A 23,319-nucleotide genomic window follows, 5' to 3' on the forward strand; every position below is an offset into this window, starting at 1 on the left:
AAACGGCAATGGCGCGCCGCGAGGAAAGCAGAAAGACAGGCGGCCGGAGCCGCCTGAGAGGAAGTTATTTCAGATGCGCTTTCAGCTCTGAACCGGCCTGGGCCAGCGCGGTGCGCACGGTTGGCTCCTGGCTCAGGGCATTGAGCAGGCCATAGTCGTGGATCATGCCGTTATAGCGGGTTACGGTCACCGGGACACCGGCGGCATCCAGTTTGCGGCCAAAGGCTTCGCCCTCATCGCGCAGCACATCAAGTTCAGCGGTCTGGATCAGCGTCGGCGGCAGGCCTTTCAGCTCGGCACTGGTAGCGCGCAGCGGCGAGGCCAGGATGTTGTTGCGGTCGGTTTCGCGGGTGGTGTAGTTATCCCAGAACCACTTCATCATGTTGCGGCTCAGGAAGTAGCCGTTCTGATATTGATCATACGAGGCGGTATCGAAGCGCGCATCGGTGACCGGCCAGAACATCACTTCATAGCGGATCGCCGGCGTGTGGTTACGTTTTGCCTGCAGGGCGACGGCCGCGACCATGTTACCGCCCACGCTGTTGCCCGCCAGCGCCAGACGGCTGCCGTCAACGCCGATTTCCCCTCCGTGCTCCGCGACCCATTTCGTGGCTTCATACGCCTGGGTGATGGCGACCGGGAAGTGGGCTTCCGGTGACGGCGTATAGTTAACGAACACCGCCGCCGCGCCGGATTCATTCACCAGGTCGCGCACAAAACGCTCGTGGGTCGGGAAGTCGCCCAGTACCCAGCCGCCGCCGTGGAAGAACATAAACACCGGCAGTTTACCGGTTGCCCCGGCGGGTTTCACGATGGTGAGCGTCAGCGGCTTACCCAGTGCGGTAATGGTTTTTTCACTGACATCAGCGGCTGGCAAGGCAGCGCCTTTCTGCGCACCGATCAGGACATCACGCGCCTGCTGGACGGAGAGCTGCTCAAGCGGCTTGCCGCCAGCGCCGTTCAGTGCGCTCAGGAAAGTGGCTACGCCGGCAGTCGGAGCAGGCGCATTGTCAGCCTGGGCGAAGGGAGCAACGGTGGAGGCCAGTACTGCAGCGGCAAGAACAGAATGCTTGATTGTCATTTTTAATCTCCTGCTATTGTGTAGTGCGCTATTTATATGATGGCGTGAATGCCGGTTGATGGAGTGAACTATAGCGCCTGGATTTTGCATTGCAAGCAAAAATTTAATAAACAATTTAATTGTGCGCTATTTAAATGTCAGGGCAACGCCAGATGCCTCTCATTCTGGCGCATTCAGGGGTCGATAAATAATGTTAAATTGATGTTACGTCTTGCATGAGGGGGAATTACCCGCGAGACTATCGCCGTCCAAAACGGGAGGGATTCATGGGACTGCATTCCAGAAACTGGCTGGCGCTCAGCTACTTCACCTACTTCTTCAGCTACGGCATTTTTCTGCCCTTCTGGAGCGTCTGGCTTCAGGGCGTTGGCCTGCCCGCCGAAACTATCGGCTTACTGCTGGGGGCAGGGCTGATCGCCCGTTTTCTCGGTAGCCTGCTGCTGGCTCCCCGCGTACAGGATCCTTCCCGGCTGGTCTTTGCCCTGCGCATTCTTGCGTTGCTGACGCTGGTGTTCGCGCTGGCCTTCTGGTTGGGTACGGCCGCCGCCTGGCTGTTTGTGGTGATGGTCGGCTTCAACCTGTTTTTCTCCCCGCTGGTGCCGCTCACCGACGCGTTGGCCGGCACCTGGCAGCGGCAGATCGCGATGGATTATGGCCGCGTGCGGCTGTGGGGGTCGATTGCCTTTGTGGTGGGCTCAGCCCTGACCGGTAAGCTGGTCAGTCTTTATGACTACCACGCCATTCTGGTGCTGCTGTCGATCGGCATCGCGTCCATGTTGCTCGGTATGCTGCTGCGCCCTTCGGTGATGCCGCAGGGCGAAGCCCGCAGTCGCGAAGCGGCAGGCTGGCCGGCATGGCGGGCGCTTATTGCCAGCAGCTGGCGTTTTCTCGCCTGCGTCTCCCTGCTGCAGGGGGCGCACGCCGCCTATTACGGGTTCAGCGCTATCTACTGGCAGAAAGCGGGCTATTCCGCGTCGGTGGTGGGCTATCTGTGGTCGCTGGGCGTCGTGGCGGAGATCCTGGTGTTTGCGCTGAGCAACAGGCTGTTCCGCCGCTTTTCGGTACGCGGGCTGCTGCTGCTCTCGGGCATCAGCGGCATAGTGCGCTGGGGGCTAATGGGCTGGACCACCGATCTGCCGTGGCTCATCGTGATGCAGATCCTGCACTGCGGCAGCTTTACGGTCTGTCATCTGGCGGCGATGCGCTACATTTCTGCGCGCAAAGGCGCTGAGGTGATTCGCCTGCAGGCAATGTACTCCGCGGTGGCAATGGGAGGCGGCATCGCCATCATGACGATGATCGCGGGCTATCTCTACCAGCACCTCGATAACGGTGTGTTCTGGGTGATGGCGCTGGTGGCGCTGCCGGCGCTGCTGTTACGCCCCGGCGTGGCAGCGCCGCGTTAGGCTTCAAGAATGGCGCGAATGCGCGCCTGCTGATGTTCCCCCAGCGGCATAGTGGCATGGATCAGCGGCGGTGAAAACAGCGGCAGCGAGGTGGCGTAAGGCGTCACAATCAGCGCCGCCTCCCTGGGAGCGCCCTGCTGCTGGAAAGCATGCAGCGTCAGATGGCGAATATTGAGCGGCAGCAGCGTCAGTTCGCGCAGCTGCTGTTCGATCTCCTGCTCCAGCCGGGTATCGTTGCCGGTTAACAGCAGCACCTGTTTCTCATGCAGATCGCTCTCCTGCATCAGCCATGCACCAAATATCACCGCGACCAGCCCCACCTCTTCATCGGAAAAGTCGATGCCGTACTCGGTTTCAAAGCCGCGGAACGCCTCGCGCGTGGTGCGCATCAGGCGCGGATAAAGCCGGTAAACCTCTTCCGGCAGGCTGTTATCAATGCCGATGCCGAACAGCGAGCGCTCCAGCGCCTGCGCCAGATGAATATAGAGCTGATCGGCCAGCCCCTGTTCATCGCTGAAGGTCATGCCGGACAGCGCCCGGAAGCGTTCGATCATCTGACCAATGGCGAGCCGCAGCCGGATATCCTGCTGGTGGCTGTCGTTAAGAGGGTCCGGGGTGCGCAGCATCATAAACAGCAGGGCGAGGAAGCGCTGCTCATTTTCATGGGGAAGCTGCATCACCCGGCGCTGCCAGTGCCGCACGATCTCCTGCGCCGCCTGATACTCGGCACGCGTCTGGGTCCACTGCTGCTGCGGCTCGGTAAACTCCGGCGTCAGGCCGTCATGGTGCTGCAGCAGGCAGTACTGAAGGTAAAGACGCAGGAACTGGACATCGCGGGTGCCAAAGCTGCGCTGCAGACGGCGACCACACAGGTTGACCAGCGCCTGCAGGTTCGTGTCGTCATACAGCGCGGTGGCGATGCCAAGGGTGCGCAGACCGGTCTTCAGCGTTGGTGTGAAGTGTTGCTCGATAAAGTGCGGGCACAGACGCAGGCCGCGCCGCAGCCAGTGCAGCAGGCAGAGGCGGCGGTCGAGGGCGGAGCCGTCAATCCGGTAGCTGCCATCTTCGAGGGTCAGGATCGTCAGCCGGTGAAAGCGGGCAATCTCCTCGCTGGCGTCCAGAATATCCTGTCGGGCAATGCTGTCGTCCACGCCATTCACGCGTGCCAGAATTTCTGGCGTCACGATCTGTCCCGGCAGATAGAGCATCAATAACACCTGGCAGCGACGCTGCGGACTGGAGAGCGCAGAGGACGGCGGGCATAATAGTGTCATCATCTGATTTTCCAGTTATGTTGAATAACGTTAAGAGTAGCTAACCTGTACCCGGCGGAAAGCGAGACAGACGGCTTTTCATTACGGAATTGTGGCTGGCTCACAGAATTTTGCATCTGAGGGAAAAATGCGCAGACAAATGCAGGGGATTATCGGCGCGGCAGCGTTGTGGATGCTGACCGGCGCACAGGATGCGTTTGCGCATCCGCACAGCTTTATTTCGCTGCAGTCGACGGTGGTGGTGCGGGATGACCAGTTTATCGCGCTGAAAATGCGCTGGACGATGGATGAAATTACTTCAGCAGATCTTCTCTATGATGCCGGTGATGCCCCGCCGGGCTCGGAAATCTGGAAAAAGCTCGCCGCCGAGGTGATGGCGAACGTGCTGGGCCAGCACTATTTCACCGAGGTGTGGCACAACGGTAAAAAGGTGAAGTTTATCGACCGCCCCACGTCCTATAGCCTGGAGGAGGAGAACCACCAGGCGGTGCTTAACTTCGTGCTGCCGCTGGCTTCGGCGCAACCGCTTAGCGGGCAGACGTACACTTTTTCAACCTTCGACCCGAGCTACTACGTGGATATGAGCTACGCCGAGGACAGCGATGCCCGGCTGCCGCCAGCGCTGGCGTCGCGCTGCTCGCTGAAGGTGATGACGCCGTCGCCGGGGGATGAGGTGCTGGATTTCGCCTCTTCGCTCGATAAAGCGGACGCGCCGCCGGAAGATATGAATTTAGGTCGACAATTTGCTCAGCAGGTAACGCTTCAATGTCAGTGATCTTTACCCAACGCACCGCGTCACGCCGCTGGCTGCCATTCTGGCCGCTGGCGCTGTTTGCTCTGTTTATACTGATGGCCGGGCTGGCGCTCTGGCACTACTGGCCGCAGGTAATGATCAGCAGCATCCGCTGGCAGCGGGCGGCCAACAGTGAGATGAGCCAGCTGCTCAAGCGCGTGGCAGAGAACCCCGGTCAGGCGGGTGCGTCACTGCTGCTGTTCAGTTTCGTCTACGGCGTGCTCCACGCGCTGGGGCCAGGGCACGGTAAAGTGGTGATCACCACCTGGCTGGCTACGCATCCGTCGCGGCTGAAAACCAGCCTCGGGCTGACGTTTGCCTCCTCGCTGCTGCAGGGCGTGGTGGCGATTGCACTGGTTACCGTGGTGCTGACGCTGCTGAAGCTGCCGGCGCGCCAGCTGCACCTCAGTGGTTTCTGGATGGAGAAGGGGAGCTATCTGCTGGTAGGCGCGCTGGGGCTGCTGCTCTGCTACCGGGCGATAAAACGCCTGCGCCGCCTGATGCCGCAGCCGCGCCGCTTCACCGCCTTTACGCCGCATCACCAGCATCACGCCAACTGCGGCTGCGGTCATCAGCATCTGCCGGATAACGAGCAGCTCGCCAACAGCGATGACTGGCGCGCCCGGCTGGCGATTATCCTTTCCATGGGAATGCGTCCGTGTTCAGGGGCGCTGATGGTGCTGCTGTTCAGCAAGGTGATCGGCGTGTTTGGCTGGGGGATGGCCTCGGCGCTGGCAATGGCGGCGGGGACGTCGCTGACCATCTCGGCGCTGGCGCTGCTGGTGCACAGCTTCCGGCGCGTCGCACAGCGGCTGAGCGCCGGAAGTACGCCCGCGCTGTGGCGCAGGGTGGGCGGGGCAACGCTGGCCCTGAGCGGCGGGGCGATATTGCTGATCGCCGCCCTGGTGATGTGGCTCAGCGCTCAACCGCCGGGGGGCGGGCTGCGACCGTTCTGAATTTCCGGCAACAAAAAAGGCAGCTGCTCGCGCACCTGCCTTTTTTCATTCGCGCTATGGATTAGCGCTTCATGGCTTCGCTGAGCTCATCACGCATAGCGGCGAGCATTGCTTTTACCACGCGCGGGTTACCGGCGACGATGTTACCGCTCATCAGGTGGTTATGACCGCCGGTGAAATCGCACACCAGACCGCCAGCTTCACGAACCAGCAGTTCGCCCGCGGCGAAATCCCACGGCTTCAGGCCCAGTTCGAAATAACCGTCAACGCGGCCCGAGGCCACGTAGGCCAGGTCCAGCGCGGCAGAGCCGGTGCGACGGAAGTCGGCACACTGGGTGAACAGTTTGCCAACGATGTTCATGTACGGGGTGGCGTGCTGTTTGGCTTTGAACGGGAAACCGGTCGCCAGAATGGTGCCATCCAGATCGCGAGCATTGCTGCTGCGCAGACGATAACCGTTGAGCTGTGCGCCCTGACCGCGAACGGCAGAGAAGAGTTCGTTACGCATCGGATCGTAAACCACCGCCACTTCGGTACGGCCTTTAATGCGTACGGCGATTGAGACGGAGAAGTGCGGCAGACGTTTGATAAAGTTAGACGTGCCATCCAGTGGATCGATAACCCATTGCACATCCTGATCGGTACCTTCATGTTCACCGCTTTCTTCGGTGATGATGGTGTGCTGCGGATACGATTTACGAATCACGTCGATAATCATGGCTTCTGCCGCTTTATCTACGTTGGTGACGAAATCGTTGGTGCCTTTCTGGCTCGCTTCTACAGCGTCGGGCGTTTCATAGTTCTTGGCAATTACGTTACCCGCTTTGCGCGCGGCACGCACGGCGATGTTCAGCATCGGATGCATCGGTTAGTCTCACTGGATGTTAAAGAACGGAAAAAACGCGCGGAGTATATACCCTTGCGCCCGGACGGTGCAACCTCATTTACCGGCTCGCCTACAACCTTGCCTGCGGGCAACAGTAAGTCAAGGTAACCTTTACTGCGAAATTCAGATAATAAAAAACCCGCACCGGGCGGGTTTATTTTTATTATCTGCGGGGCTTAACTGCTCAGACGTAATGTCTTCTTCGCTATTGTAAACGTCGCGGATAATTAGCGCAGCTTACAGCGGAGTAACGTTACCCGCTGCCGGGCCTTTAGCACCATTTTCAATGGTGAAAGATACCTGCTGACCTTCATCCAGGGTTTTAAAGCTGTCGCTCTGGATAGCAGAGAAATGTACGAATACATCTTTGCTGCCGTCGTTCGGAGTGATAAAGCCAAAACCTTTATCAGCGTTGAACCATTTTACTAAACCAGTCATTTTGTTAGACATAGATATTTCCTTAATTGATGAGCCACATTGAGTAGCGAGGATGGCCTGATATTAGAGAGTTACTTATTTGGCACTTAGGAGGAGGCTCATTGAGGAGGGTATCTATTGATAACGCCTGAACTGAGGACTGCTTTACTAAAACTGCTTTCATAAGGTCTGTATTCCAAACCGAGGACGCCATTAAGACACAGGGAAATAATTTTAGCAACGGTTAGCTTTATTTATTTTAAACGCTTACACACCCGGATGGCTATATGGCTTTTAATCAGGCAAAGCGATAAGGAGGTATTTCTCTGACAGAGAATATAGTTTCCTTTATTAAGCGCAGCGCGGAAATGTCGGTGACTTCCGGCGTGACGCAATAACAGCAGGGTAGTCAATCTGTTCGGCGTGCACTATGGCAGACTGCACGCTGCGTCCGCTTCTTCAGCGCGCTGCGTGCCTGTTTGTCACATCGCTGCAACATCCTTAGCGCAGGGGCGGATCATCCGGACGCTTTATGGTAGGATGCTGCCATATTTTTCCCTCGTACCGAATCGCTATGCTGCAAAACATTCGTATTGTGCTGGTTGAAACCTCTCACACCGGCAACATGGGCTCCGTAGCCCGCGCTATGAAAACCATGGGCCTGACTAACCTCTGGCTGGTCAATCCGCTGGTGAAACCGGACTCGCAGGCCATCGCCCTGGCCGCCGGAGCCAGCGACGTGATTGGCAATGCGCAGATCGTTGACACCCTCGATGAAGCCATTGCCGGGTGCAGCCTGGTGGTTGGCACCAGCGCACGCTCGCGCACCCTGCCGTGGCCGATGCTCGACCCGCGCGAGTGCGGCATCAAGAGCGTGGCGGAAGGGCGGAACACGCCGGTGGCGCTGGTCTTTGGTCGCGAACGCGTTGGCCTGACTAATGATGAACTGCAGAAGTGCCACTACCACGTCGCCATTGCCGCTAACCCAGAGTACAGCTCGCTGAACCTGGCGATGGCAGTGCAGGTTATCGCCTATGAAGTGCGTATGGCATGGCTGGCGACCCAGGAACAGCCTGCCGCTGCGCAGCCTGAAGAGACCCCGTATCCGCTGGTGGACGATCTGGAGCGTTTCTATGGCCACCTGGAGCAGGTGCTGCTGGATACCGGTTTTATCCGTGCCAGCCACCCCGGCCAGGTCATGAACAAGCTGCGCCGCCTGTTCACCCGCGCCCGTCCTGAAAGCCAGGAGCTGAACATCCTGCGCGGGATGCTGGCCTCGATGGAACAGAAAAACAAACCGCAAAAATAGCCCTGAATGCCCTCCGCAAGCGTCACGGCGCGGGGGCGAAAAACGGGATAAATCAGCGCGCAATACCCCGGTAAACTATCGGGGTAAATACTTGAGTAAAATAGTCAGGTAAATAGTTGACCATTTTAGTCGGGAATGTCAGACTTGCGCCTGCTATGTGATACACATCCCATTCAAAACCCCCGTCTCGAGGGGCATTTTTGAGGTAAGACATGAGACTGACATCTAAAGGGCGCTATGCCGTTACCGCAATGCTGGACGTTGCGCTGAACTCTGAAGCAGGCCCGGTGCCGTTGGCTGATATCTCCGAACGTCAGGGAATTTCGCTCTCCTATCTGGAGCAGCTGTTTTCCCGCCTGCGCAAAAATGGCCTCGTGGCAAGCGTACGCGGTCCGGGCGGTGGTTACCTGCTGGGTAAAGAAGCCGGCAGCATCGCGGTAGGCGAAGTCATCAGCGCAGTGGATGAGTCCGTGGACGCAACCCGCTGTCAGGGTAAAGGCGGCTGCCAGGGCGGCGATAAGTGCCTGACCCACGCGCTGTGGCGCGATCTCAGCGACCGTCTTACCGGTTTCCTGAACAACATTACTCTTGGCGAGCTGGTGAACAACCAGGAAGTGCTGGACGTGTCTGACCGTCAGCACAGCCATGAGACGCAGCGTCCTGGCCGTGGCCAGGACGGCATCGACGTGAAGCTGCGCGCGTAATCTGAAGCCTTTTTACCGTTTTAATTGAATCAGGCCGGGGGCGATACGTTGCCCCACTAAACTGGCGCGAAAGACGCCGGTGGCCTGCTTCGACATATTGAAGTGATGTACGGAGCTTAAGAGCAATGAAATTACCGATTTATCTCGACTACTCCGCGACTACGCCTGCTGATCCGCGTGTTGCTGAGAAGATGATGCAATTTCTGACAATGGACGGTACGTTCGGTAACCCGGCGTCCCGTTCTCACCGTTTCGGCTGGCAGGCGGAAGAAGCGGTAGATATCGCCCGTAACCAGGTGGCAGAGCTGATTGGCGCGGACCCGCGTGAAATCGTCTTTACCTCCGGTGCCACCGAATCTGATAACCTGGCGATCAAAGGTGCAGCCAACTTCTACCAGAAAAAAGGCAAGCACATCATCACCAGCAAGACCGAACACAAAGCCGTGCTGGATACCTGCCGTCAGCTGGAGCGCGAAGGCTTCGAAGTGACGTATCTGGCACCGCAGCCTAACGGCATCATCGATCTTAAAGAACTCGAAGCCGCGATGCGCGAGGACACCATCCTCGTCTCCATCATGCATGTGAATAACGAAATCGGCGTGGTGCAGGATATTGCCACCATTGGCGACCTGTGCCGTGCGCGCGGCATCATCTTCCACGTGGATGCGACCCAGAGCGTTGGCAAACTGCCAATCGACCTGACCCAGCTGAAAGTGGACCTGATGTCCTTCTCCGGTCACAAAATCTACGGTCCGAAAGGCATCGGCGGTCTGTACGTGCGTCGTAAGCCGCGTATCCGCATTGAAGCCCAGATGCACGGCGGCGGTCACGAGCGCGGTATGCGTTCCGGCACCCTGCCTGTGCACCAGATCGTCGGCATGGGCGAAGCCTATCGCATCGCGAAAGAAGAGATGGCGAGCGAAATGGATCGCCTGCGCGGCCTGCGTAACCGTCTGTGGGATGGACTGAAAGATATCGAAGAAGTGTACCTCAACGGTTCACTGGAGCAGGGCGTCCCGACCATCCTCAACGTCAGCTTTAACTACGTTGAAGGCGAGTCGCTGATTATGGCGCTGAAAGACCTCGCGGTCTCTTCCGGTTCCGCCTGTACTTCTGCAAGCCTTGAGCCTTCCTACGTGCTGCGCGCGCTGGGCATGAATGACGAGCTGGCACACAGTTCAATCCGTTTCTCTTTAGGTCGTTTTACTACCGTTGAAGAGATTGATTACACCATCGAGCTGGTTCGCAAATCGATTGGTCGTCTGCGCGATCTCTCTCCGCTGTGGGAGATGTTCAAGCAGGGCGTCGATCTGAACACTATCGAATGGTCACATCACTAATCGGTTTACGACTTAAGGAAAAATCATCATGGCTTACAGCGAAAAAGTAATCGATCACTACGAAAACCCGCGCAACGTCGGCTCGTTCGACAACAACGACGAGAGCGTTGGTAGCGGCATGGTTGGCGCACCGGCGTGCGGCGACGTGATGAAGCTGCAGATCAAAGTCAACAATGACGGTATCATTGAGGACGCGCGCTTTAAGACCTACGGTTGCGGCTCCGCAATCGCCTCCAGCTCCCTCATTACCGAGTGGGTGAAGGGGAAATCTCTGGACGAAGCGCAGGCTATCAAAAACACTGATATCGCCGATGAGCTTGAACTGCCGCCGGTGAAAATTCACTGCTCTATCCTCGCGGAAGATGCGATTAAAGCCGCGATTGCGGACTACAAAAGCAAACGCGAAGCGGGTTCCAAATAATTCGATTCGCTACCGGGCAGGCTGACCGTGCGTCGCCTGCTGTGGATTTCCCGCGATTTGAACTATGACGAGATAAATATAGAGGTTGTTGTATGTCGATTACCCTTAGCGACAGTGCTGCCGCGCGTGTGAATGATTTTCTCGCTAACCGGGGCAAAGGCTTTGGCCTGCGTCTTGGCGTGCGCACGTCCGGCTGCTCTGGCATGGCCTATGTGCTGGAATTTGTGGACGAACCCCAGTCGGAAGATACGGTGTTTGAAGACAAAGGCGTGAAGGTGGTTGTCGATGGCAAAAGCCTGCAGTTCCTCAACGGCACCCAGCTCGACTTCGTAAAAGAAGGGCTGAACGAAGGGTTTAAGTTCACGAACCCGAACGTGAAAGATGAGTGCGGCTGCGGCGAAAGCTTCCACGTCTGATACCCGCGATACCTTTACCCCACCGCGCCCGTCGCGCGTGGGGTATTGTTTTACCAGGCGACCCCTTTTCGCTGCCGTGGCGCACTGCCACCGGCCGAAAACGCATAATCAGAACGCTGAGAACGCTATGGATTACTTCACCCTTTTTGACCTGCCGGTCAGCTACCAGATCGATACCGCCAGCCTTGCGGCGCGCTATCAGGATCTGCAGCGTCAGTTTCACCCCGATAAATTCGCCAGTCGCCCGCAGGCCGAACAGCTGGCCGCCGTGCAGCAATCCGCCACCATCAACCAGGCCTGGCAGACGCTGCGCCATCCGCTTGGGCGTGCCGAATACCTTCTCTCGCTGCACGGCTTTGATTTAGCCTCCGAGCAGCACACCGTGCGCGATACCGCCTTTTTGATGGAGCAGCTGGAGCTGCGCGAAGAGCTGGATGAGATCGAGCAGGCGCGCGACGCATCACGGCTGGACGGCTTTATGGCGCGGGTAGACGGCCTGTTCAACGCCCGGTATCAGCAGATGGTCGAGGAACTGGCAAGCAACGCGTGGCCGGCGGCGGCAGATACCGTGCGTAAACTGCGCTTTCTCGATAAACTGCGCAGCGCAACAGAACAACTCGAAGAAAAACTACTCGATTTTTAAGCCTGTACGGCATTATTTTCTGGAAGCTCAACATGGCCTTACTTCAAATCAGTGAGCCCGGCATGAGTGCCGCGCCTCACCAGCGCCGTCTTGCGGCTGGTATCGATTTAGGTACTACCAACTCGCTGGTTGCTACCGTGCGTAGCGGCCAGGCAGAAACCCTCGCCGACAGCCAGGGTCGGCACCTGCTGCCCTCCGTGGTGCACTATACCGCCCGGACGCACAGCGTCGGTTTCGACGCCCGTGCCCAGGCCGCCGACGATCCGGTCAACACCATCAGTTCGGTAAAACGCCTGATGGGCCGCTCGCTGGCAGACATCCAGGCGCGCTACCCCCATCTGCCGTATCAGCTGCAGGCCAGTGAAAACGGTCTGCCGATGATCAATACCCCGGCCGGTCTGCTGAACCCGATCCGCATCTCCGCAGACATCCTGAAAGCCCTCGCGGCCCGCGCCAGCGAAGCGCTGGCGGGCGAGCTGGATGGCGTGGTGATCACCGTTCCGGCGTATTTCGATGACGCCCAGCGTCAGGGCACCAAAGACGCCGCGCGCCTTGCGGGTCTGCACGTCCTGCGGCTGCTCAATGAGCCGACCGCTGCGGCTATCGCCTACGGGCTGGATTCCGGCCAGGAAGGGGTTATCGCCGTGTACGATCTCGGCGGCGGCACCTTTGATATCTCCATTCTGCGTCTGAGCCGCGGCGTGTTCGAAGTGCTGGCCACCGGCGGCGACTCGGCCCTCGGCGGGGATGACTTTGACCACCTGCTTGCTGACCACATTCGTGAGCTGGCAGGCCTGAGCGATCGCAGCGATAACCGCCTGCAGCGTCAGCTGCTGGATGCGGCGATTGCAGCCAAGATTGCCCTCAGCGCTGCCGATACGGCGACGGTTAACGTGGCTGGCTGGCAGGGCGAGGTGACGCGCGCCCAGTTCGAAACCCTGATTGCTCCGCTGGTGAAACGCACCCTGATGGCCTGCCGTCGCGCGCTGAAAGACGCTGCGGTGGACGCCAGCGAGGTGCTGGAAGTGGTGATGGTGGGCGGGTCCACCCGCGTACCGCTGGTGCGCGAGCGCGTCGGCGAGTTCTTCGGCCGCACGCCGCTGACCGCCATCGACCCGGATAAAGTCGTCGCCATCGGCGCCGGTATTCAGGCGGATATTCTGGTCGGCAACAAGCCGGACAGCGAAATGCTGCTGCTCGACGTGATCCCGCTCTCGCTTGGGCTGGAAACCATGGGCGGCCTGGTCGAGAAAGTGATCCCGCGCAATACCACCATTCCGGTGGCGCGCGCCCAGGAGTTCACCACCTTCAAAGACGGCCAGACCGCGATGTCCATCCACGTGATGCAGGGCGAGCGCGAGCTGGTGCAGGACTGCCGTTCGCTGGCGCGTTTCGCGCTGCGCGGTATCCCGGCGCTGCCGGCGGGCGGGGCGCATATCCGCGTCACCTTCCAGGTGGATGCCGACGGTCTGCTGAGCGTCACGGCGATGGAGAAGTCCACCGGCGTTGAAGCCTCGATCCAGGTAAAACCCTCTTACGGGCTGACCGATGGCGAGATCGCCACCATGATTCAGGATTCAATGAGCTTTGCCGAACAGGATGTGAAGGCGCGTATGCTGGCGGAACAGAAAGTCGAAGCCGCACGCGTGCTGGAGAGTCTGGAAGGCGCGCTCGTTGCCGATGCCGCGCTGTTAAGCGCCGCAGAGCGTCAGGTTATCGACGAGGCCGCTGCCGCATTACGCGCCGCCGCCGCGGGCGATGAGGCTGACGCAATAGAACAAGCCATTAAAAACGTAGACAAACAAACCCAGGAATTCGCCGCACGCCGCATGGACCAGTCGGTTCGTCGCGCGCTGAAAGGCCATTCCGTGGACGAGGTTTAATATGCCAAAGATTGTTTTTTTGCCTCATCAGGATCTCTGTCCGGATGGCGCAGTTCTGGAAGCGAAGCGCGGTGAAACTATTCTTGACGTTGCGCTGCGCAACGGCATCGACATTGAACACGCCTGCGAAAAATCCTGTGCCTGCACTACCTGCCACTGCATCGTGCGTGAAGGTTTTGACTCACTGCCGGAAAGCAGCGAAGACGAAGACGACATGCTCGATAAAGCCTGGGGTCTGGAGCCGGAGAGCCGTCTGAGCTGTCAGGCGCGCGTCACCGACGAAGATCTGGTGGTGGAGATGCCGCGTTACACCATCAACCATGCGCGGGAGCACTGATATGGGACTGAAATGGACCGACAGCCGCGAAATCGGCGAGGCGCTGTATGACAGCCGCCCGGACGTGGACCCGAAAACGGTACGCTTCACCGACATGCACCAGTGGATTTGCGATCTTGAGGATTTTGAAGACGATCCTCAGGCATCAAACGAAAAAATTCTCGAAGCAATTCTGCTAGTCTGGTTAGATGAAGCAGAATAATCATACTCTTCGTATGGCGGGAAGCAGAAAGCCTGAGCGCGCAAGCGCTGAAATATTTCTGCAACGCGCCTCATTCAGGGTATAGCGGGCTGCCTCCGGGCGGCCCGTTTTCATGTTTACTCATGAGCCAACAAGGACACAACAATGACAACAGAAGCCATGAACATTACGCTTACCATGCAACCTGCCGATGCGCGCTGGGGTGAGAACGCAACGTACAGTATCAACAGCGATGGCATCACGCTGCACCTTAACGGGAAAGACGACCTCGGGCTGATTCAGCGCGCGGCGCGCAAAATCGACGGTCTGGGCATCAAGCACGTGCAGCTGGCGGGCGAAGGCTGGGATACCGACACCAGCTGGGCATTCTGGCAGGGCTACAAAGGTCCGAAAGGCTCCCGCAAGGTTGAATGGGCGCAGCTCGACGAGGCGCAGCAGCAGGAGCTGACCAGCCGCCTGAAAATCATCGACTGGGTGCGCGACACCATCAACGCCCCGGCGGAAGAGCTGGGTCCGGAGCAGCTGGCGCAGCGCGCGGTGGATCTGCTGAACGACGCGGGCGGCGACCACGTCAGCTACCGCATCACCAAAGGGGAAGATCTGCGCGAGCAGAATTACATGGGTCTGCACACCGTGGGCCGCGGCTCGGATCGTCAGCCGGTGCTGCTGGCGCTCGACTACAACCCGACCGGTGACGAAAATGCCCCGGTATATGCCTGCCTGGTCGGCAAAGGCATTACTTTCGATTCCGGCGGCTACAGCATCAAGCAGAGCGCGTTCATGGACTCGATGAAGTCCGACATGGGCGGCGCGGCCACCGTGACCGGGGCGCTGGCGTTCGCCATCACTCGCGGGCTGAACAAGCGCGTGAAGCTCTACCTGTGCTGCGCCGACAACATGATCAGCGGCAACGCCTTTAAGCTCGGCGATATCATTCGCTACCGCAACGGTAAAAAGGTTGAGGTGATGAACACTGATGCCGAAGGCCGTCTGGTGCTGGCCGATGGCCTGATCGACGCCTGCGCCCAGAAACCGGAGCTGCTGATTGACGCCGCTACCCTGACCGGCGCGGCGAAAACCGCACTCGGCAACGACTACCATGCGCTGTTCAGCTTCGATGACGCGTTAGCGGGTAAACTGCTGGCGAGCGCGGCGGCGGAAAACGAGCCGTTCTGGCGTCTGCCGCTGGCCGAGTTCCACCGCCATCAGCTGCCGTCTAACTTTGCCGAGCTGAACAACACCGGCAGCGCGGCCTATCCGGCGGGTGCCAGCACCGCGGCGGGCTTCCTGTCACACTTTGTGGATAACTACCAGCAGGGCTGGCTGCATATCGACTGCTCCGCCACCTACCGTAAATCAGCGGTCGAACAGTGGTCGGCGGGCGCCACCGGTCTGGGCGTGCGCACCATTGCTAACCTGTTAACCGCAGAGTAACAGCCTGCCCTGCGGGGTATGGCGGGTCGTAAGGTGGGTAGCTTCGCGCGCCCACCTTCTTCATTGCGGGCACCGGCGGGTAGCCCGGCGCAGTTAATATTGATCCACAGAGCAAAACCATGACACACGAGAAAAATACACTGGAAACCCTGCTGGAGCAGGCGGCCACCGAGCCTGCCTGGCGTCCGGCCTTCTTTCGTGAACTGCTGAACGCCACGGTGTGGGTGCCGGGCAGCGCGGCGGAAGGGGAGGCGGTTGACGCCGACAGCGCGCTCGATCTGCAGCACTGGGAAAAGGATGACGGCGCGTCTGCCATTCCGTTCTTCAGCTCGCTGGACGCGCTGCGGCAGGCGGTGGAAACCGAGCAGGCGTTTGTTGTAATGCCGGTGCGCACGCTGTTTGAGATGACCCTCGGCGAGACGCTGTTCCTGAATCCGAAGCTGCCCACCGGCAAAGAGTTCACCCCGTCGGAAATCCAGCATCTGATCGGCAAAGAGGGCAGCAGCCCTTTGAGTACCCAGCAGGTGCTGGAGGGTGGCGTCTCGCTGCTGCTTTCTGAAGTGGCCGAACCGCCGGCGCAGATGGTGGACTCCCTGACCACACTGTTCCGTGAGCTGAAGACGGTTAAACGGGCGTTTATCTGCTCCATCAAGGAACAGGCGGACGAGCAGCCGAACCTGCTGATCGGTATTGAAGCGGACGGCGATATCGAGTCGGTTATCCAGACGGTAGGAAGCGTTGCCACCGACACGCTGCCGGGGGATGAGCCCATCGATATTTGCCAGGTGGTGGAGGGCGAGAAGGGCATCAGCCACTTTATGATTGCCCACATTACGCCGTTCTATGAACGCCGCTGGGGCAGCTTCCTGCGGGACTTCAAAAACAATCGCATTATCTGATGCTCGCCCTGCTCGTTCCGGGCAGGGTCACTCCGTGGCATTGAGCAGCAGCAAATCCATCAGCAACACCAGGTTGGACTCGAACGAGGTGATGCCCGCGGCTTCAGCGGCAAAGTGCACCGCCTCGTCGTACAGCGGGAAGTGCAGATCCGCCATCCCGGCCAGGGTATTGGGCGAGGCGCGGGTAAACGCCACCACGCTCATTCCCACGTTGCGCGCAATACGCGCTTTATCCAGCACCTGCTCCGTCTCGCCGCTGCGCGATACCGCCACGAACACCTCGTAGCGTGAGGCGTTGCTGAGGAAAATATTGCGGCTGTCCCCCGGCCCGGAGATAAACGCCGTCTTGCCCAGCACCTGCAGTTTTTTGGTCAGGTACTCGGCAAACAGGTAAGAAAACCCCGCCCCGTAGAGAAAGAAGTGCTCCTTCTCGCGCAGCAGCTGAGAAAACGCCGCCATCTTTTCCGCCGTCACCCAGTGAAAGGTCTGCCGGTAGTTAGCCAGAAAGCGGTCAAACAGCGCCGGGAGCTCACGCTCCTGGCTGACAGGATGCGGGGCGATATGCGGTGCATCGGCCAGCAGCTGCTTGCAGTGCCACACCAGCTCGCTGTAGCCGCTGAAGCCGAGCTTCTGACACAGCCGCATGATGGTGGCGGTTGAGACAAAGGTCGCCTGAGCCAGGTCGCGCACCGTGATTTTTCCCACCAGCAGCGGGTGCTTCGTCAGGTGTGACAGCACGCGGTATTCAGCGCGAGTTAACGACTCTCCACGCTGGAGCAGCGAGGCCAGGCGATTATCCATGACTACTGCGCCGGTTCGATGGGGGTATCGCTGCGGCTGCCCCATTCACACCAGGAGCCGTCATACAGCGTGACGTCTTTCACCTCAAGGGTTTCCAGCGCCAGCATCAATACCGCTGCGGTAACGCCCGAGCCGCAGCTGGCAATGATTGGCTTATCGAACGCTACCCCCTGGCGGGCGAAAATCGCCTCCAGCTCGTCGGTGGTTTTCAGCTGGCCATTGATCACCAGATCGGTCCAGGGCACGTTGAACGCGCCGGGGATGTGGCCGCGCTTCAGGCCAGGACGCGGCTCGTCGGCTTCGGCATTGAAGCGCGCCGCGGAGCGCGCATCGACGATCTGTGCGCTGCCTTCGAAACTGGCGACCATCACCTCCGGCAAGCGCTTCACCAGCGCCGGGTCGAAGCTGGCGTTGAACTCGCCTTCGGGTACGGTGACGTCGCCCTGCTCCAGCGGCAGCTCATCGCGCTGCCACTCCGCCAGGCCGCCCGCCAGAATCGACACATTCACCACGCCGAATTTACGCAGCATCCACCAGGCGCGCGGGGCGGAAAACAGGTTACCGCCGTCATACACCACCAGATGCTTATCGCTGTTGACGCCCAGTTCGCGCATCGCCACGGCAAAGCTCTCCGGGCGCGGCATCATGTGGGGAAGGGGGCTGGTGTGATCGGAGAGGGCATTGATATCGAACCAGAGCGCGCCGGGAATATGGCCGGCGCGATAGTCGATGGAGATATCCAGATGCTCCTGGCCGGCCGGGGCCATGCGCGCGTCGAGGATCTGGATTTCCGGGTCATTGATGTGCTCTGCCAGCCAGTCGGCAGCGACAAAGAAAGGGGTCGACATAGGTGCCTCCGTTTCATACATAGTTAACGGATTGTCGGTGTTTTTTGGCATACCGACAAGCACACCCCTGCTAAGTCGCGAGCACGGTTGGATTTATTTCACGGCTTCACCGTCCTGCCAGGCTTTTTTCAGCTCCGGCCAGTACGCCGCGTTGGCTGCGATCATCTCATCCAGAATCGCTTTCGCGTGCTGCATACTCGGCACGGTGCGATTCAGAGTGAATGCCTGCAGCGCTTTCTCGTAGCTGCCCTCAATAGTCGCTTCCACCAGCAGTTGCTCGGAGGCGAGCTGCTGCATCAGCAGGGTCTGGTGGAACAGCGGTACCGCGCCCATGCGCACCGGCTCAGGGCCGTTGGCGGTGATGTAAGCCGGTACTTCCACCATGGCATCGTAAGGCAGGTTGGCGATGGCCCCTTTGTTTTCCACGATCACCAGATGGCGCTGGCGCAAATCAAAGGCCAGCGAGCAGGCGACATCGACAATAAACGCCCCGTGCACCCCGACGTGGAACGCGTCCGGCAGTATCCCGGTGCGCTTGTACTCCTCTGCGGCGGCAAACAGCTTTTTCTCGCGCCCGTCCATCACTTCGTTGGCCCGGGTGTAGTCCGGACGCTGGTGCGCCACGATGTCGTTCGGCATCAGGTAGTACTGCAGATACGGGTTGGGCAGATACTCCGGGAAGTGTTCCATGATCGGCTGGATGTTGCGCCAGGTTTTCACCCATGACGGGTCCGAGTGCTGCGGGTCGGTTTGCGCCGCGTCCTCGGTGAGCAGGCCAAATTTTGCAATGTGGCGACGCAACTCCGGCAGGCGATCTTCCCCGTCTACCATCACGCGGGTAAACCAGCCGAAGTGGTTGAGGCCGAAGTAGTCCACCTCCAGCTTATGGCGATCGACGCCCAGAATCGCACCCATATTGCGCATCGCCGCCACCGGCATATCGCAGATGTTCAGCACCCGCGCCTGCGGGCGCAGACGACGCACCCCTTCAGCCACAATCGCCGCCGGGTTGGAGTAGTTAACAATCCAGGCGTTGCTGTCAGCGTAGTGTTCCACCAGATCGATCAGCTCGACCATCGGCAGAATGGTGCGCAGCCCATAGGCCAGCCCGCCGGGGCCACAGGTCTCCTGACCCGGCACGCCGTGGCGCAGCGGGATCTTTTCATCCTGCTCGCGCATCTTGTACTGGCCGACGCGCATTTGAGCAAAGACGAAATGCGCACCGCGAAAGGCCGTTTCCGGGTCGCTGGTGGTGGTAAAGGTGATGGTCTGACTGTGATCGCGAATCACCTTCTCCACCACCGGCGCGATGGTGTCCTGCCGGCTGCTGTCAATGTCATACAGGCGGATCTCCGCCAGCGGGAAATCCTCCAGCCGCACCATCAGGCTTTTAACGATGCCCGGGGTATAGGTGCTGCCGCCGCCGGCGATGGCTAAGATAAAAGGGGGTTTCAACATGATTTATCTCCTTCAGAGCAGCGGTTCGACTGCTTCACGCATTTTCTTCACATGCAGCCCGTAGACCACCTGAACGTTATTACCTTGTTTGATGATGCCTTTCGCGCCGGTGGCCTTCAGCTGCGGTTCGTCGATGGCGGTCACGTCGCGCACCGTGACGCGCAGGCGGGTGTAGCAGTTATCCACCACGTCGATGTTGTCGCGTCCGCCGAGGCCGGCAACGATAGCCGCGCCCAGCGCGTCGTTATTGCCCTTCGCCTGGTACTCCTGCTTGCTGTAGAGGCGCGTCTCCTCGTCATCCTCTTCCCGGCCAGGGGTCTTCATGTCGAAGTAGCCAATCAGGAAACGGAATACCAGGAAGTAGAGCGCGGCCATGATCAGCCCGACCAGGATGTACATCGGCCAGTTTGATTTGGTGGTGCCGAGCGGCAGGTTATAGAGGATGAAATCGATGAAGCCATTGGCCCCGATGGCATGCACGCCAAAGAGATGGAACAGCATCATGCCAATTCCGGTCAGCACTGCATGCACCACAAACAGCAGCGGGGCGACGAACAGGAACGAAAACTCAATCGGCTCGGTGACGCCCACCAGCATGGAGGTGAGGGCGGCGGGAATAAGGATGGCTTTGGCGGCGGCTTTACGCTCCGGCTTCGCCATCATGTACATCGCCAGCGCGGCGGCGGGCAGGCCAAACATCTTACTGATACCGCGCGCGTCCCACACCGTGGTGGCACTCAGCTGCTGCACCGACGGGCAGGCCATTTCCGCGAAGTAGATGTTGCGTGCGCCCTGATACACCGAGCCGCAGACCTCTTGCGTACCGCCCAGTTCGGTATAAAGGAACGGGGTGTAGACCAGATGATGCAGCCCGGTCGGCACCAGAATGCGCTCCAGGAAGCCGTAGATCGCCACGCCAAACGGCCCGGCCCCTTTGATGCCCAGCGCCAGGGCGCTGATACCCTGCTGGGCAAACGGCCACAGCTCGCTCATGATCACGCCCAGCAGCATGGAGACCGGCAGCATGATAATGGCAACGAAGCAGTGTCCGGAGTAGATCGCCATCGCGCCGGAAAACTGCACCCCCGAATAGCGGTTATACAGGTAACCGGACAACGCGCCGGTGAGGATCCCGGCGAACACCCCCATCTCCAGCACCTGCACGCCCAGCACCATGCCCTGACCGGCAGCGCGCATCTGTTCTGCCGGGGCGATGTCGCCCTGCAACTGCAGCGTCACGTTCATGGCGTTGATAAAAACGATAAAGGTCACGAGGCCAATCAGCGCGGCGTAACCTTTATCGCGACTGGCAAGACCGATGGGGATACCCACCGCAAACACCATCGCCAGGTTCGCCAGCACCGACACCGCTGATTTGGCGATAAACTGCCCGGTATTCTGCACCGCCTGATGGCCGAGGAAGGGCAGGTACTCGGCGAGATTGCCATTGCCGAGAATATTACCAACGGCAATAAACAGCCCGACAATGGGCAGGATCAGTACCGGACCGTAGAGGGATTTACCGAAGTTTTGCAGGGCATTCACGGCTCGTCTCATTTAGCGCTCTCTTGTTATCGTCTGGCTAAAATGCGCACCGGGGTGCGAGATGGGAGTAAAGGTAGCAACCGCGCAGGGGGGATGGCTAACTATCTGCTTGTTTTAAAAACAAATAACCCAAAAGGTAACATGTAACGTTTCAGGCTGTGATCGCGCTGGCATTTCTGTGAAGGCGCGATGCGTTGAGGCTGGCGATTGTCCGGAAGTCACATTACGCACTCATCATGGTGAGGATTGCAGGGCATAATCAGGGTGCAGCGGGAAGGCATATCCCGGCATCAGACGGCAAACTGCGGGTAAATTGCGCGGTGTTGCCGATAATCGCGCAATTTTAAAAAAATGTTACCTTCATCCATAGGCAAGGGCGCAACGGGCCTTTATAATCCGCGCCACGCCAAAAACCGGCAGCGTTTGCTGGTGCTAACAGAACAACTCACAGAGGTAATCAATGGCTATTGAACGTACGTTTTCCATCATCAAACCGAACGCCGTCGCTAAAAACGTAATCGGTGCAATCTTCGCGCGTTTTGAAGCCGCTGGTTTCAAAATCGTCGGCACCAAAATGCTGCACCTGAGCGTAGAGCAGGCTCGCGGTTTCTACGCTGAGCACGACGGTAAGCCGTTCTTCGACGGTCTGGTGGAATTCATGACCTCTGGCCCGATCGTGGTTTCCGTACTGGAAGGCGAAAACGCCGTACAGCGTCACCGCGACATCCTGGGTGCTACCAACCCGGCGAACGCGCTGGCCGGTACCCTGCGTGCCGACTACGCTGACAGCTTCACCGAGAACGGCACCCACGGTTCCGACTCCGTAGAATCTGCTGCGCGTGAAATTGCCTACTTCTTCGCAGAAGGCGAAGTGTGCCCGCGCACTCGCTAATCCTGTCGCCGGGGATATTTACACTTTATTTACCCCCGTCAGCGTTCAGTGATGGCAACCCTGCCTGAGAATTTGTACAATACTGCGCCCCGGCAAGCTTACGCTGCCGGGGCCTTTTTATTTAATTCACCCTCCTGGGGCCACAACGTGTAACAACGAGGCCGGAAGAAAATTATGTCTGAATGCACTACCACGCCTGAGGTGTCATCCTCGGCGCTCTCCCCGAAAGCTGAAAAAATCAACCTGCTGGATCTTAACCGTCAGCAGATGCGCGAGTTCCTTCAAACGCTAGGCGAAAAACCGTTTCGTGCCGACCAGGTGATGAAGTGGATCTATCACTATTGCTGCGACGATTTTGATGAGATGACCGACATCAACAAGGTGCTGCGCGGCAAACTGAAGGAAGTGGCGGAAATCCGCGCACCGGAAGTGGTCGAAGAGCAGCGCTCCTCCGACGGCACCATTAAGTGGGCCATCGCAGTCGGCGACCAGCGGGTTGAAACCGTGTATATCCCGGAAGAAGACCGCGCTACGCTGTGCGTCTCCTCCCAGGTCGGGTGCGCGCTTGAGTGTAAATTCTGCTCCACCGCGCAGCAGGGCTTTAACCGTAACCTGCGCGTGTCGGAAATCATCGGCCAGGTGTGGCGTGCGGCGAAAATCATCGGCGCGCAGAAAGTCACCGGCACTCGCCCTATCACCAACGTGGTGATGATGGGGATGGGTGAACCGCTGCTGAACCTGACGAACGTGGTGCCGGCAATGGAAATCATGCTTGATGATTTCGGTTTTGGCCTGTCGAAACGCCGCGTTACGCTCTCCACCTCGGGCGTGGTGCCTGCGCTGGACAAGCTCGGCGATATGATCGACGTCGCGCTGGCGATCTCCCTGCACGCGCCGAACGATGAAATTCGTGACGAAATTGTACCGATCAACAAAAAGTACAATATCGAAACCTTCCTCGCCGCGGTGCGCCGTTATCTGGATAAGTCGAACGCCAACCAGGGTCGCGTTACCATCGAGTACGTGATGCTCGATCACGTCAACGACGGCACCGAACACGCGCACCAGTTGGCAGAAGTGCTGAAAGACACGCCGTGCAAAATCAACCTGATCCCGTGGAACCCCTTCCCGGGCGCGCCTTACGATCGCAGCTCCAACAGCCGCATCGACCGTTTCTCCAAGGTGCTGATGAGCTATGGCTTTACCACTATCGTGCGTAAAACCCGCGGCGACGACATCGACGCTGCATGCGGACAGCTGGCGGGCGAGGTGATTGACCGTACCAAACGCACCATGAAAAAGCGTTTGCAGGGTGAACCAATCGCGGTGAAAGCCGTCTGACAGTGAGTCAATATGCCGCTCGCCAGGGTTGTC

The 23,319-nt window shown here is 59.0% G+C and carries 24 protein-coding genes; 16 read left to right on the forward strand and 8 right to left on the reverse strand.

Translation table 11 applies throughout. The features are described 5' to 3' along the window. Positions 1-64: 64 nt before the first annotated feature. Positions 65-1,081 carry an alpha/beta hydrolase gene (locus ET34_RS0105885; RefSeq protein ID WP_031520297.1) on the reverse strand — a complete coding sequence of 339 codons (1,017 nt, stop codon included), beginning with the start codon at positions 1,079-1,081 and terminating at the stop codon, positions 65-67. Positions 1,082-1,347: 266 nt separating this feature from the next. Here ET34_RS0105885 and ET34_RS0105890 point away from each other — a divergent pair, with 266 nt between their 5' ends. Next, the gene (locus ET34_RS0105890; protein WP_031520299.1) at positions 1,348-2,487 is read left to right on the forward strand and encodes a 3-phenylpropionate MFS transporter; all 1,140 of its coding nucleotides are present in this window, start codon (positions 1,348-1,350) and stop codon (positions 2,485-2,487) included. Here the strand turns inward: ET34_RS0105890 and csiE are convergent. After that, the gene (gene csiE / locus ET34_RS0105895; protein WP_031520301.1) at positions 2,484-3,764 is read right to left on the reverse strand and encodes a stationary phase inducible protein CsiE; all 1,281 of its coding nucleotides are present in this window, start codon (positions 3,762-3,764) and stop codon (positions 2,484-2,486) included. The genes ET34_RS0105890 and csiE overlap by 4 nt on opposite strands. Before the next feature lie 136 nt (positions 3,765-3,900). On the opposite strand from csiE, the gene ET34_RS0105900 reads away from it, so the two are divergent. Together ET34_RS0105900 and ET34_RS0105905 are read left to right on the forward strand one after the other, a co-directional pair. Then, on the forward strand, positions 3,901-4,536 hold the full coding sequence (locus tag ET34_RS0105900; RefSeq protein WP_031520303.1) for a DUF1007 family protein: 636 nt from the start codon (positions 3,901-3,903) through the stop codon (positions 4,534-4,536). Continuing rightward, positions 4,527-5,510, forward strand: coding sequence for a nickel/cobalt transporter (locus ET34_RS0105905; protein ID WP_031520305.1), 984 nt, complete (start codon positions 4,527-4,529; stop codon positions 5,508-5,510). Before ET34_RS0105900 ends, ET34_RS0105905 begins: the two co-directional genes overlap by 10 nt. A gap of 61 nt (positions 5,511-5,571) precedes the next feature. On the opposite strand, the gene suhB is transcribed toward ET34_RS0105905, so the two are convergent. Next, complete coding sequence (suhB, locus tag ET34_RS0105910; RefSeq protein WP_031520306.1) at positions 5,572-6,375, reverse strand: inositol-1-monophosphatase; 804 nt, start codon at positions 6,373-6,375, stop codon at positions 5,572-5,574. Between the two features lie 258 nt (positions 6,376-6,633). After that, on the reverse strand, positions 6,634-6,846 hold the full coding sequence (cspE, locus tag ET34_RS0105915) for a transcription antiterminator/RNA stability regulator CspE (protein ID WP_031520308.1): 213 nt from the start codon (positions 6,844-6,846) through the stop codon (positions 6,634-6,636). Positions 6,847-7,387: 541 nt separating this feature from the next. On the opposite strand from cspE, the gene trmJ reads away from it, so the two are divergent. The 11 genes from trmJ (at position 7,388) to sseB (ending at position 16,401) form a co-directional block, all read left to right on the forward strand. Then, entirely contained in the window at positions 7,388-8,122 is a 735-nt protein-coding gene (gene trmJ, locus ET34_RS0105920) for a tRNA (cytosine(32)/uridine(32)-2'-O)-methyltransferase TrmJ (protein ID WP_031520310.1), read from the forward strand. A gap of 212 nt (positions 8,123-8,334) precedes the next feature. Continuing rightward, on the forward strand, positions 8,335-8,826 hold the full coding sequence (iscR, locus tag ET34_RS0105925; protein ID WP_031520312.1) for a Fe-S cluster assembly transcriptional regulator IscR: 492 nt from the start codon (positions 8,335-8,337) through the stop codon (positions 8,824-8,826). A gap of 125 nt (positions 8,827-8,951) precedes the next feature. Then, the gene (locus ET34_RS0105930) at positions 8,952-10,166 is read left to right on the forward strand and encodes an IscS subfamily cysteine desulfurase (RefSeq protein ID WP_031520314.1); all 1,215 of its coding nucleotides are present in this window, start codon (positions 8,952-8,954) and stop codon (positions 10,164-10,166) included. Positions 10,167-10,194: 28 nt separating this feature from the next. Beyond that, positions 10,195-10,587, forward strand: coding sequence for a Fe-S cluster assembly scaffold IscU (gene iscU, locus ET34_RS0105935; RefSeq protein WP_031520315.1), 393 nt, complete (start codon positions 10,195-10,197; stop codon positions 10,585-10,587). Between the two features lie 92 nt (positions 10,588-10,679). Further along, positions 10,680-11,003, forward strand: coding sequence for an iron-sulfur cluster assembly protein IscA (gene iscA, locus ET34_RS0105940; RefSeq protein WP_031520318.1), 324 nt, complete (start codon positions 10,680-10,682; stop codon positions 11,001-11,003). 127 nt (positions 11,004-11,130) lie between these two features. Next, positions 11,131-11,646: a co-chaperone HscB gene (hscB, locus tag ET34_RS0105945; protein ID WP_031520319.1), complete on the forward strand. Its 516-nt coding sequence runs from the start codon at positions 11,131-11,133 to the stop codon at positions 11,644-11,646. 32 nt (positions 11,647-11,678) lie between these two features. Continuing rightward, positions 11,679-13,529, forward strand: coding sequence for a Fe-S protein assembly chaperone HscA (hscA, locus tag ET34_RS0105950; RefSeq protein WP_031520321.1), 1,851 nt, complete (start codon positions 11,679-11,681; stop codon positions 13,527-13,529). 1 nt (position 13,530) lies between these two features. Next, entirely contained in the window at positions 13,531-13,866 is a 336-nt protein-coding gene (fdx, locus tag ET34_RS0105955) for an ISC system 2Fe-2S type ferredoxin (protein WP_031520322.1), read from the forward strand. Between the two features lies 1 nt (position 13,867). Continuing rightward, positions 13,868-14,068, forward strand: a complete 201-nt coding sequence (gene iscX / locus ET34_RS0105960; protein ID WP_031520323.1) for a Fe-S cluster assembly protein IscX — start codon at positions 13,868-13,870, stop codon at positions 14,066-14,068. 144 nt (positions 14,069-14,212) lie between these two features. Next, complete coding sequence (gene pepB, locus ET34_RS0105965; RefSeq protein WP_031520324.1) at positions 14,213-15,502, forward strand: aminopeptidase PepB; 1,290 nt, start codon at positions 14,213-14,215, stop codon at positions 15,500-15,502. Between the two features lie 119 nt (positions 15,503-15,621). Next, entirely contained in the window at positions 15,622-16,401 is a 780-nt protein-coding gene (sseB, locus tag ET34_RS0105970) for an enhanced serine sensitivity protein SseB (RefSeq protein ID WP_031520325.1), read from the forward strand. A gap of 27 nt (positions 16,402-16,428) precedes the next feature. Here sseB and ET34_RS0105975 read toward each other — a convergent pair whose 3' ends face one another. The 4 genes from ET34_RS0105975 to ET34_RS0105990 form a co-directional block, all read right to left on the reverse strand. Beyond that, entirely contained in the window at positions 16,429-17,202 is a 774-nt protein-coding gene (locus ET34_RS0105975) for a MurR/RpiR family transcriptional regulator (protein ID WP_031520326.1), read from the reverse strand. 2 nt (positions 17,203-17,204) lie between these two features. After that, positions 17,205-18,050, reverse strand: a complete 846-nt coding sequence (gene sseA / locus ET34_RS0105980) for a 3-mercaptopyruvate sulfurtransferase (protein WP_031520327.1) — start codon at positions 18,048-18,050, stop codon at positions 17,205-17,207. Positions 18,051-18,143: 93 nt separating this feature from the next. Beyond that, positions 18,144-19,508, reverse strand: coding sequence for a 6-phospho-alpha-glucosidase (locus tag ET34_RS0105985; protein WP_031520329.1), 1,365 nt, complete (start codon positions 19,506-19,508; stop codon positions 18,144-18,146). A 12-nt stretch (positions 19,509-19,520) separates the two neighbouring features. Beyond that, positions 19,521-21,065 carry a PTS transporter subunit EIIC gene (locus ET34_RS0105990; protein WP_031520330.1) on the reverse strand — a complete coding sequence of 515 codons (1,545 nt, stop codon included), beginning with the start codon at positions 21,063-21,065 and terminating at the stop codon, positions 19,521-19,523. Between the two features lie 448 nt (positions 21,066-21,513). Between ET34_RS0105990 and ndk the strand changes: the two genes are divergently transcribed. Together ndk and rlmN are read left to right on the forward strand one after the other, a co-directional pair. Continuing rightward, entirely contained in the window at positions 21,514-21,945 is a 432-nt protein-coding gene (gene ndk, locus ET34_RS0105995) for a nucleoside-diphosphate kinase (RefSeq protein WP_024548603.1), read from the forward strand. A gap of 174 nt (positions 21,946-22,119) precedes the next feature. Beyond that, positions 22,120-23,286, forward strand: coding sequence for a dual-specificity RNA methyltransferase RlmN (rlmN, locus tag ET34_RS0106000; protein WP_031520332.1), 1,167 nt, complete (start codon positions 22,120-22,122; stop codon positions 23,284-23,286). Positions 23,287-23,319 lie beyond the last annotated feature (33 nt).

It is taken from the genome of Siccibacter colletis (assembly GCF_000696575.1).
Classification (GTDB): Bacteria; Pseudomonadota; Gammaproteobacteria; order Enterobacterales; family Enterobacteriaceae; genus Siccibacter; species Siccibacter colletis.

Bases quoted from the DNA above. Each gene is read 5' to 3' on its own strand.
- ET34_RS0105885 (WP_031520297.1), bottom strand. From the start codon at position 1,081: ATGACAATCAAGCATTCTGTTCTTGCCGCTGCAGTACTGGCCTCCACC.
- ET34_RS0105890 (WP_031520299.1), top strand. From the start codon at position 1,348: ATGGGACTGCATTCCAGAAACTGGCTGGCGCTCAGCTACTTCACCTAC.
- csiE (WP_031520301.1), bottom strand. From the start codon at position 3,764: ATGATGACACTATTATGCCCGCCGTCCTCTGCGCTCTCCAGTCCGCAG.
- ET34_RS0105900 (WP_031520303.1), top strand. From the start codon at position 3,901: ATGCAGGGGATTATCGGCGCGGCAGCGTTGTGGATGCTGACCGGCGCA.
- ET34_RS0105905 (WP_031520305.1), top strand. From the start codon at position 4,527: ATGTCAGTGATCTTTACCCAACGCACCGCGTCACGCCGCTGGCTGCCA.
- suhB (WP_031520306.1), bottom strand. From the start codon at position 6,375: ATGCATCCGATGCTGAACATCGCCGTGCGTGCCGCGCGCAAAGCGGGT.
- cspE (WP_031520308.1), bottom strand. From the start codon at position 6,846: ATGTCTAACAAAATGACTGGTTTAGTAAAATGGTTCAACGCTGATAAA.
- trmJ (WP_031520310.1), top strand. From the start codon at position 7,388: ATGCTGCAAAACATTCGTATTGTGCTGGTTGAAACCTCTCACACCGGC.
- iscR (WP_031520312.1), top strand. From the start codon at position 8,335: ATGAGACTGACATCTAAAGGGCGCTATGCCGTTACCGCAATGCTGGAC.
- ET34_RS0105930 (WP_031520314.1), top strand. From the start codon at position 8,952: ATGAAATTACCGATTTATCTCGACTACTCCGCGACTACGCCTGCTGAT.
- iscU (WP_031520315.1), top strand. From the start codon at position 10,195: ATGGCTTACAGCGAAAAAGTAATCGATCACTACGAAAACCCGCGCAAC.
- iscA (WP_031520318.1), top strand. From the start codon at position 10,680: ATGTCGATTACCCTTAGCGACAGTGCTGCCGCGCGTGTGAATGATTTT.
- hscB (WP_031520319.1), top strand. From the start codon at position 11,131: ATGGATTACTTCACCCTTTTTGACCTGCCGGTCAGCTACCAGATCGAT.
- hscA (WP_031520321.1), top strand. From the start codon at position 11,679: ATGGCCTTACTTCAAATCAGTGAGCCCGGCATGAGTGCCGCGCCTCAC.
- fdx (WP_031520322.1), top strand. From the start codon at position 13,531: ATGCCAAAGATTGTTTTTTTGCCTCATCAGGATCTCTGTCCGGATGGC.
- iscX (WP_031520323.1), top strand. From the start codon at position 13,868: ATGGGACTGAAATGGACCGACAGCCGCGAAATCGGCGAGGCGCTGTAT.
- pepB (WP_031520324.1), top strand. From the start codon at position 14,213: ATGACAACAGAAGCCATGAACATTACGCTTACCATGCAACCTGCCGAT.
- sseB (WP_031520325.1), top strand. From the start codon at position 15,622: ATGACACACGAGAAAAATACACTGGAAACCCTGCTGGAGCAGGCGGCC.
- ET34_RS0105975 (WP_031520326.1), bottom strand. From the start codon at position 17,202: ATGGATAATCGCCTGGCCTCGCTGCTCCAGCGTGGAGAGTCGTTAACT.
- sseA (WP_031520327.1), bottom strand. From the start codon at position 18,050: ATGTCGACCCCTTTCTTTGTCGCTGCCGACTGGCTGGCAGAGCACATC.
- ET34_RS0105985 (WP_031520329.1), bottom strand. From the start codon at position 19,508: ATGTTGAAACCCCCTTTTATCTTAGCCATCGCCGGCGGCGGCAGCACC.
- ET34_RS0105990 (WP_031520330.1), bottom strand. From the start codon at position 21,065: ATGAGACGAGCCGTGAATGCCCTGCAAAACTTCGGTAAATCCCTCTAC.
- ndk (WP_024548603.1), top strand. From the start codon at position 21,514: ATGGCTATTGAACGTACGTTTTCCATCATCAAACCGAACGCCGTCGCT.
- rlmN (WP_031520332.1), top strand. From the start codon at position 22,120: ATGTCTGAATGCACTACCACGCCTGAGGTGTCATCCTCGGCGCTCTCC.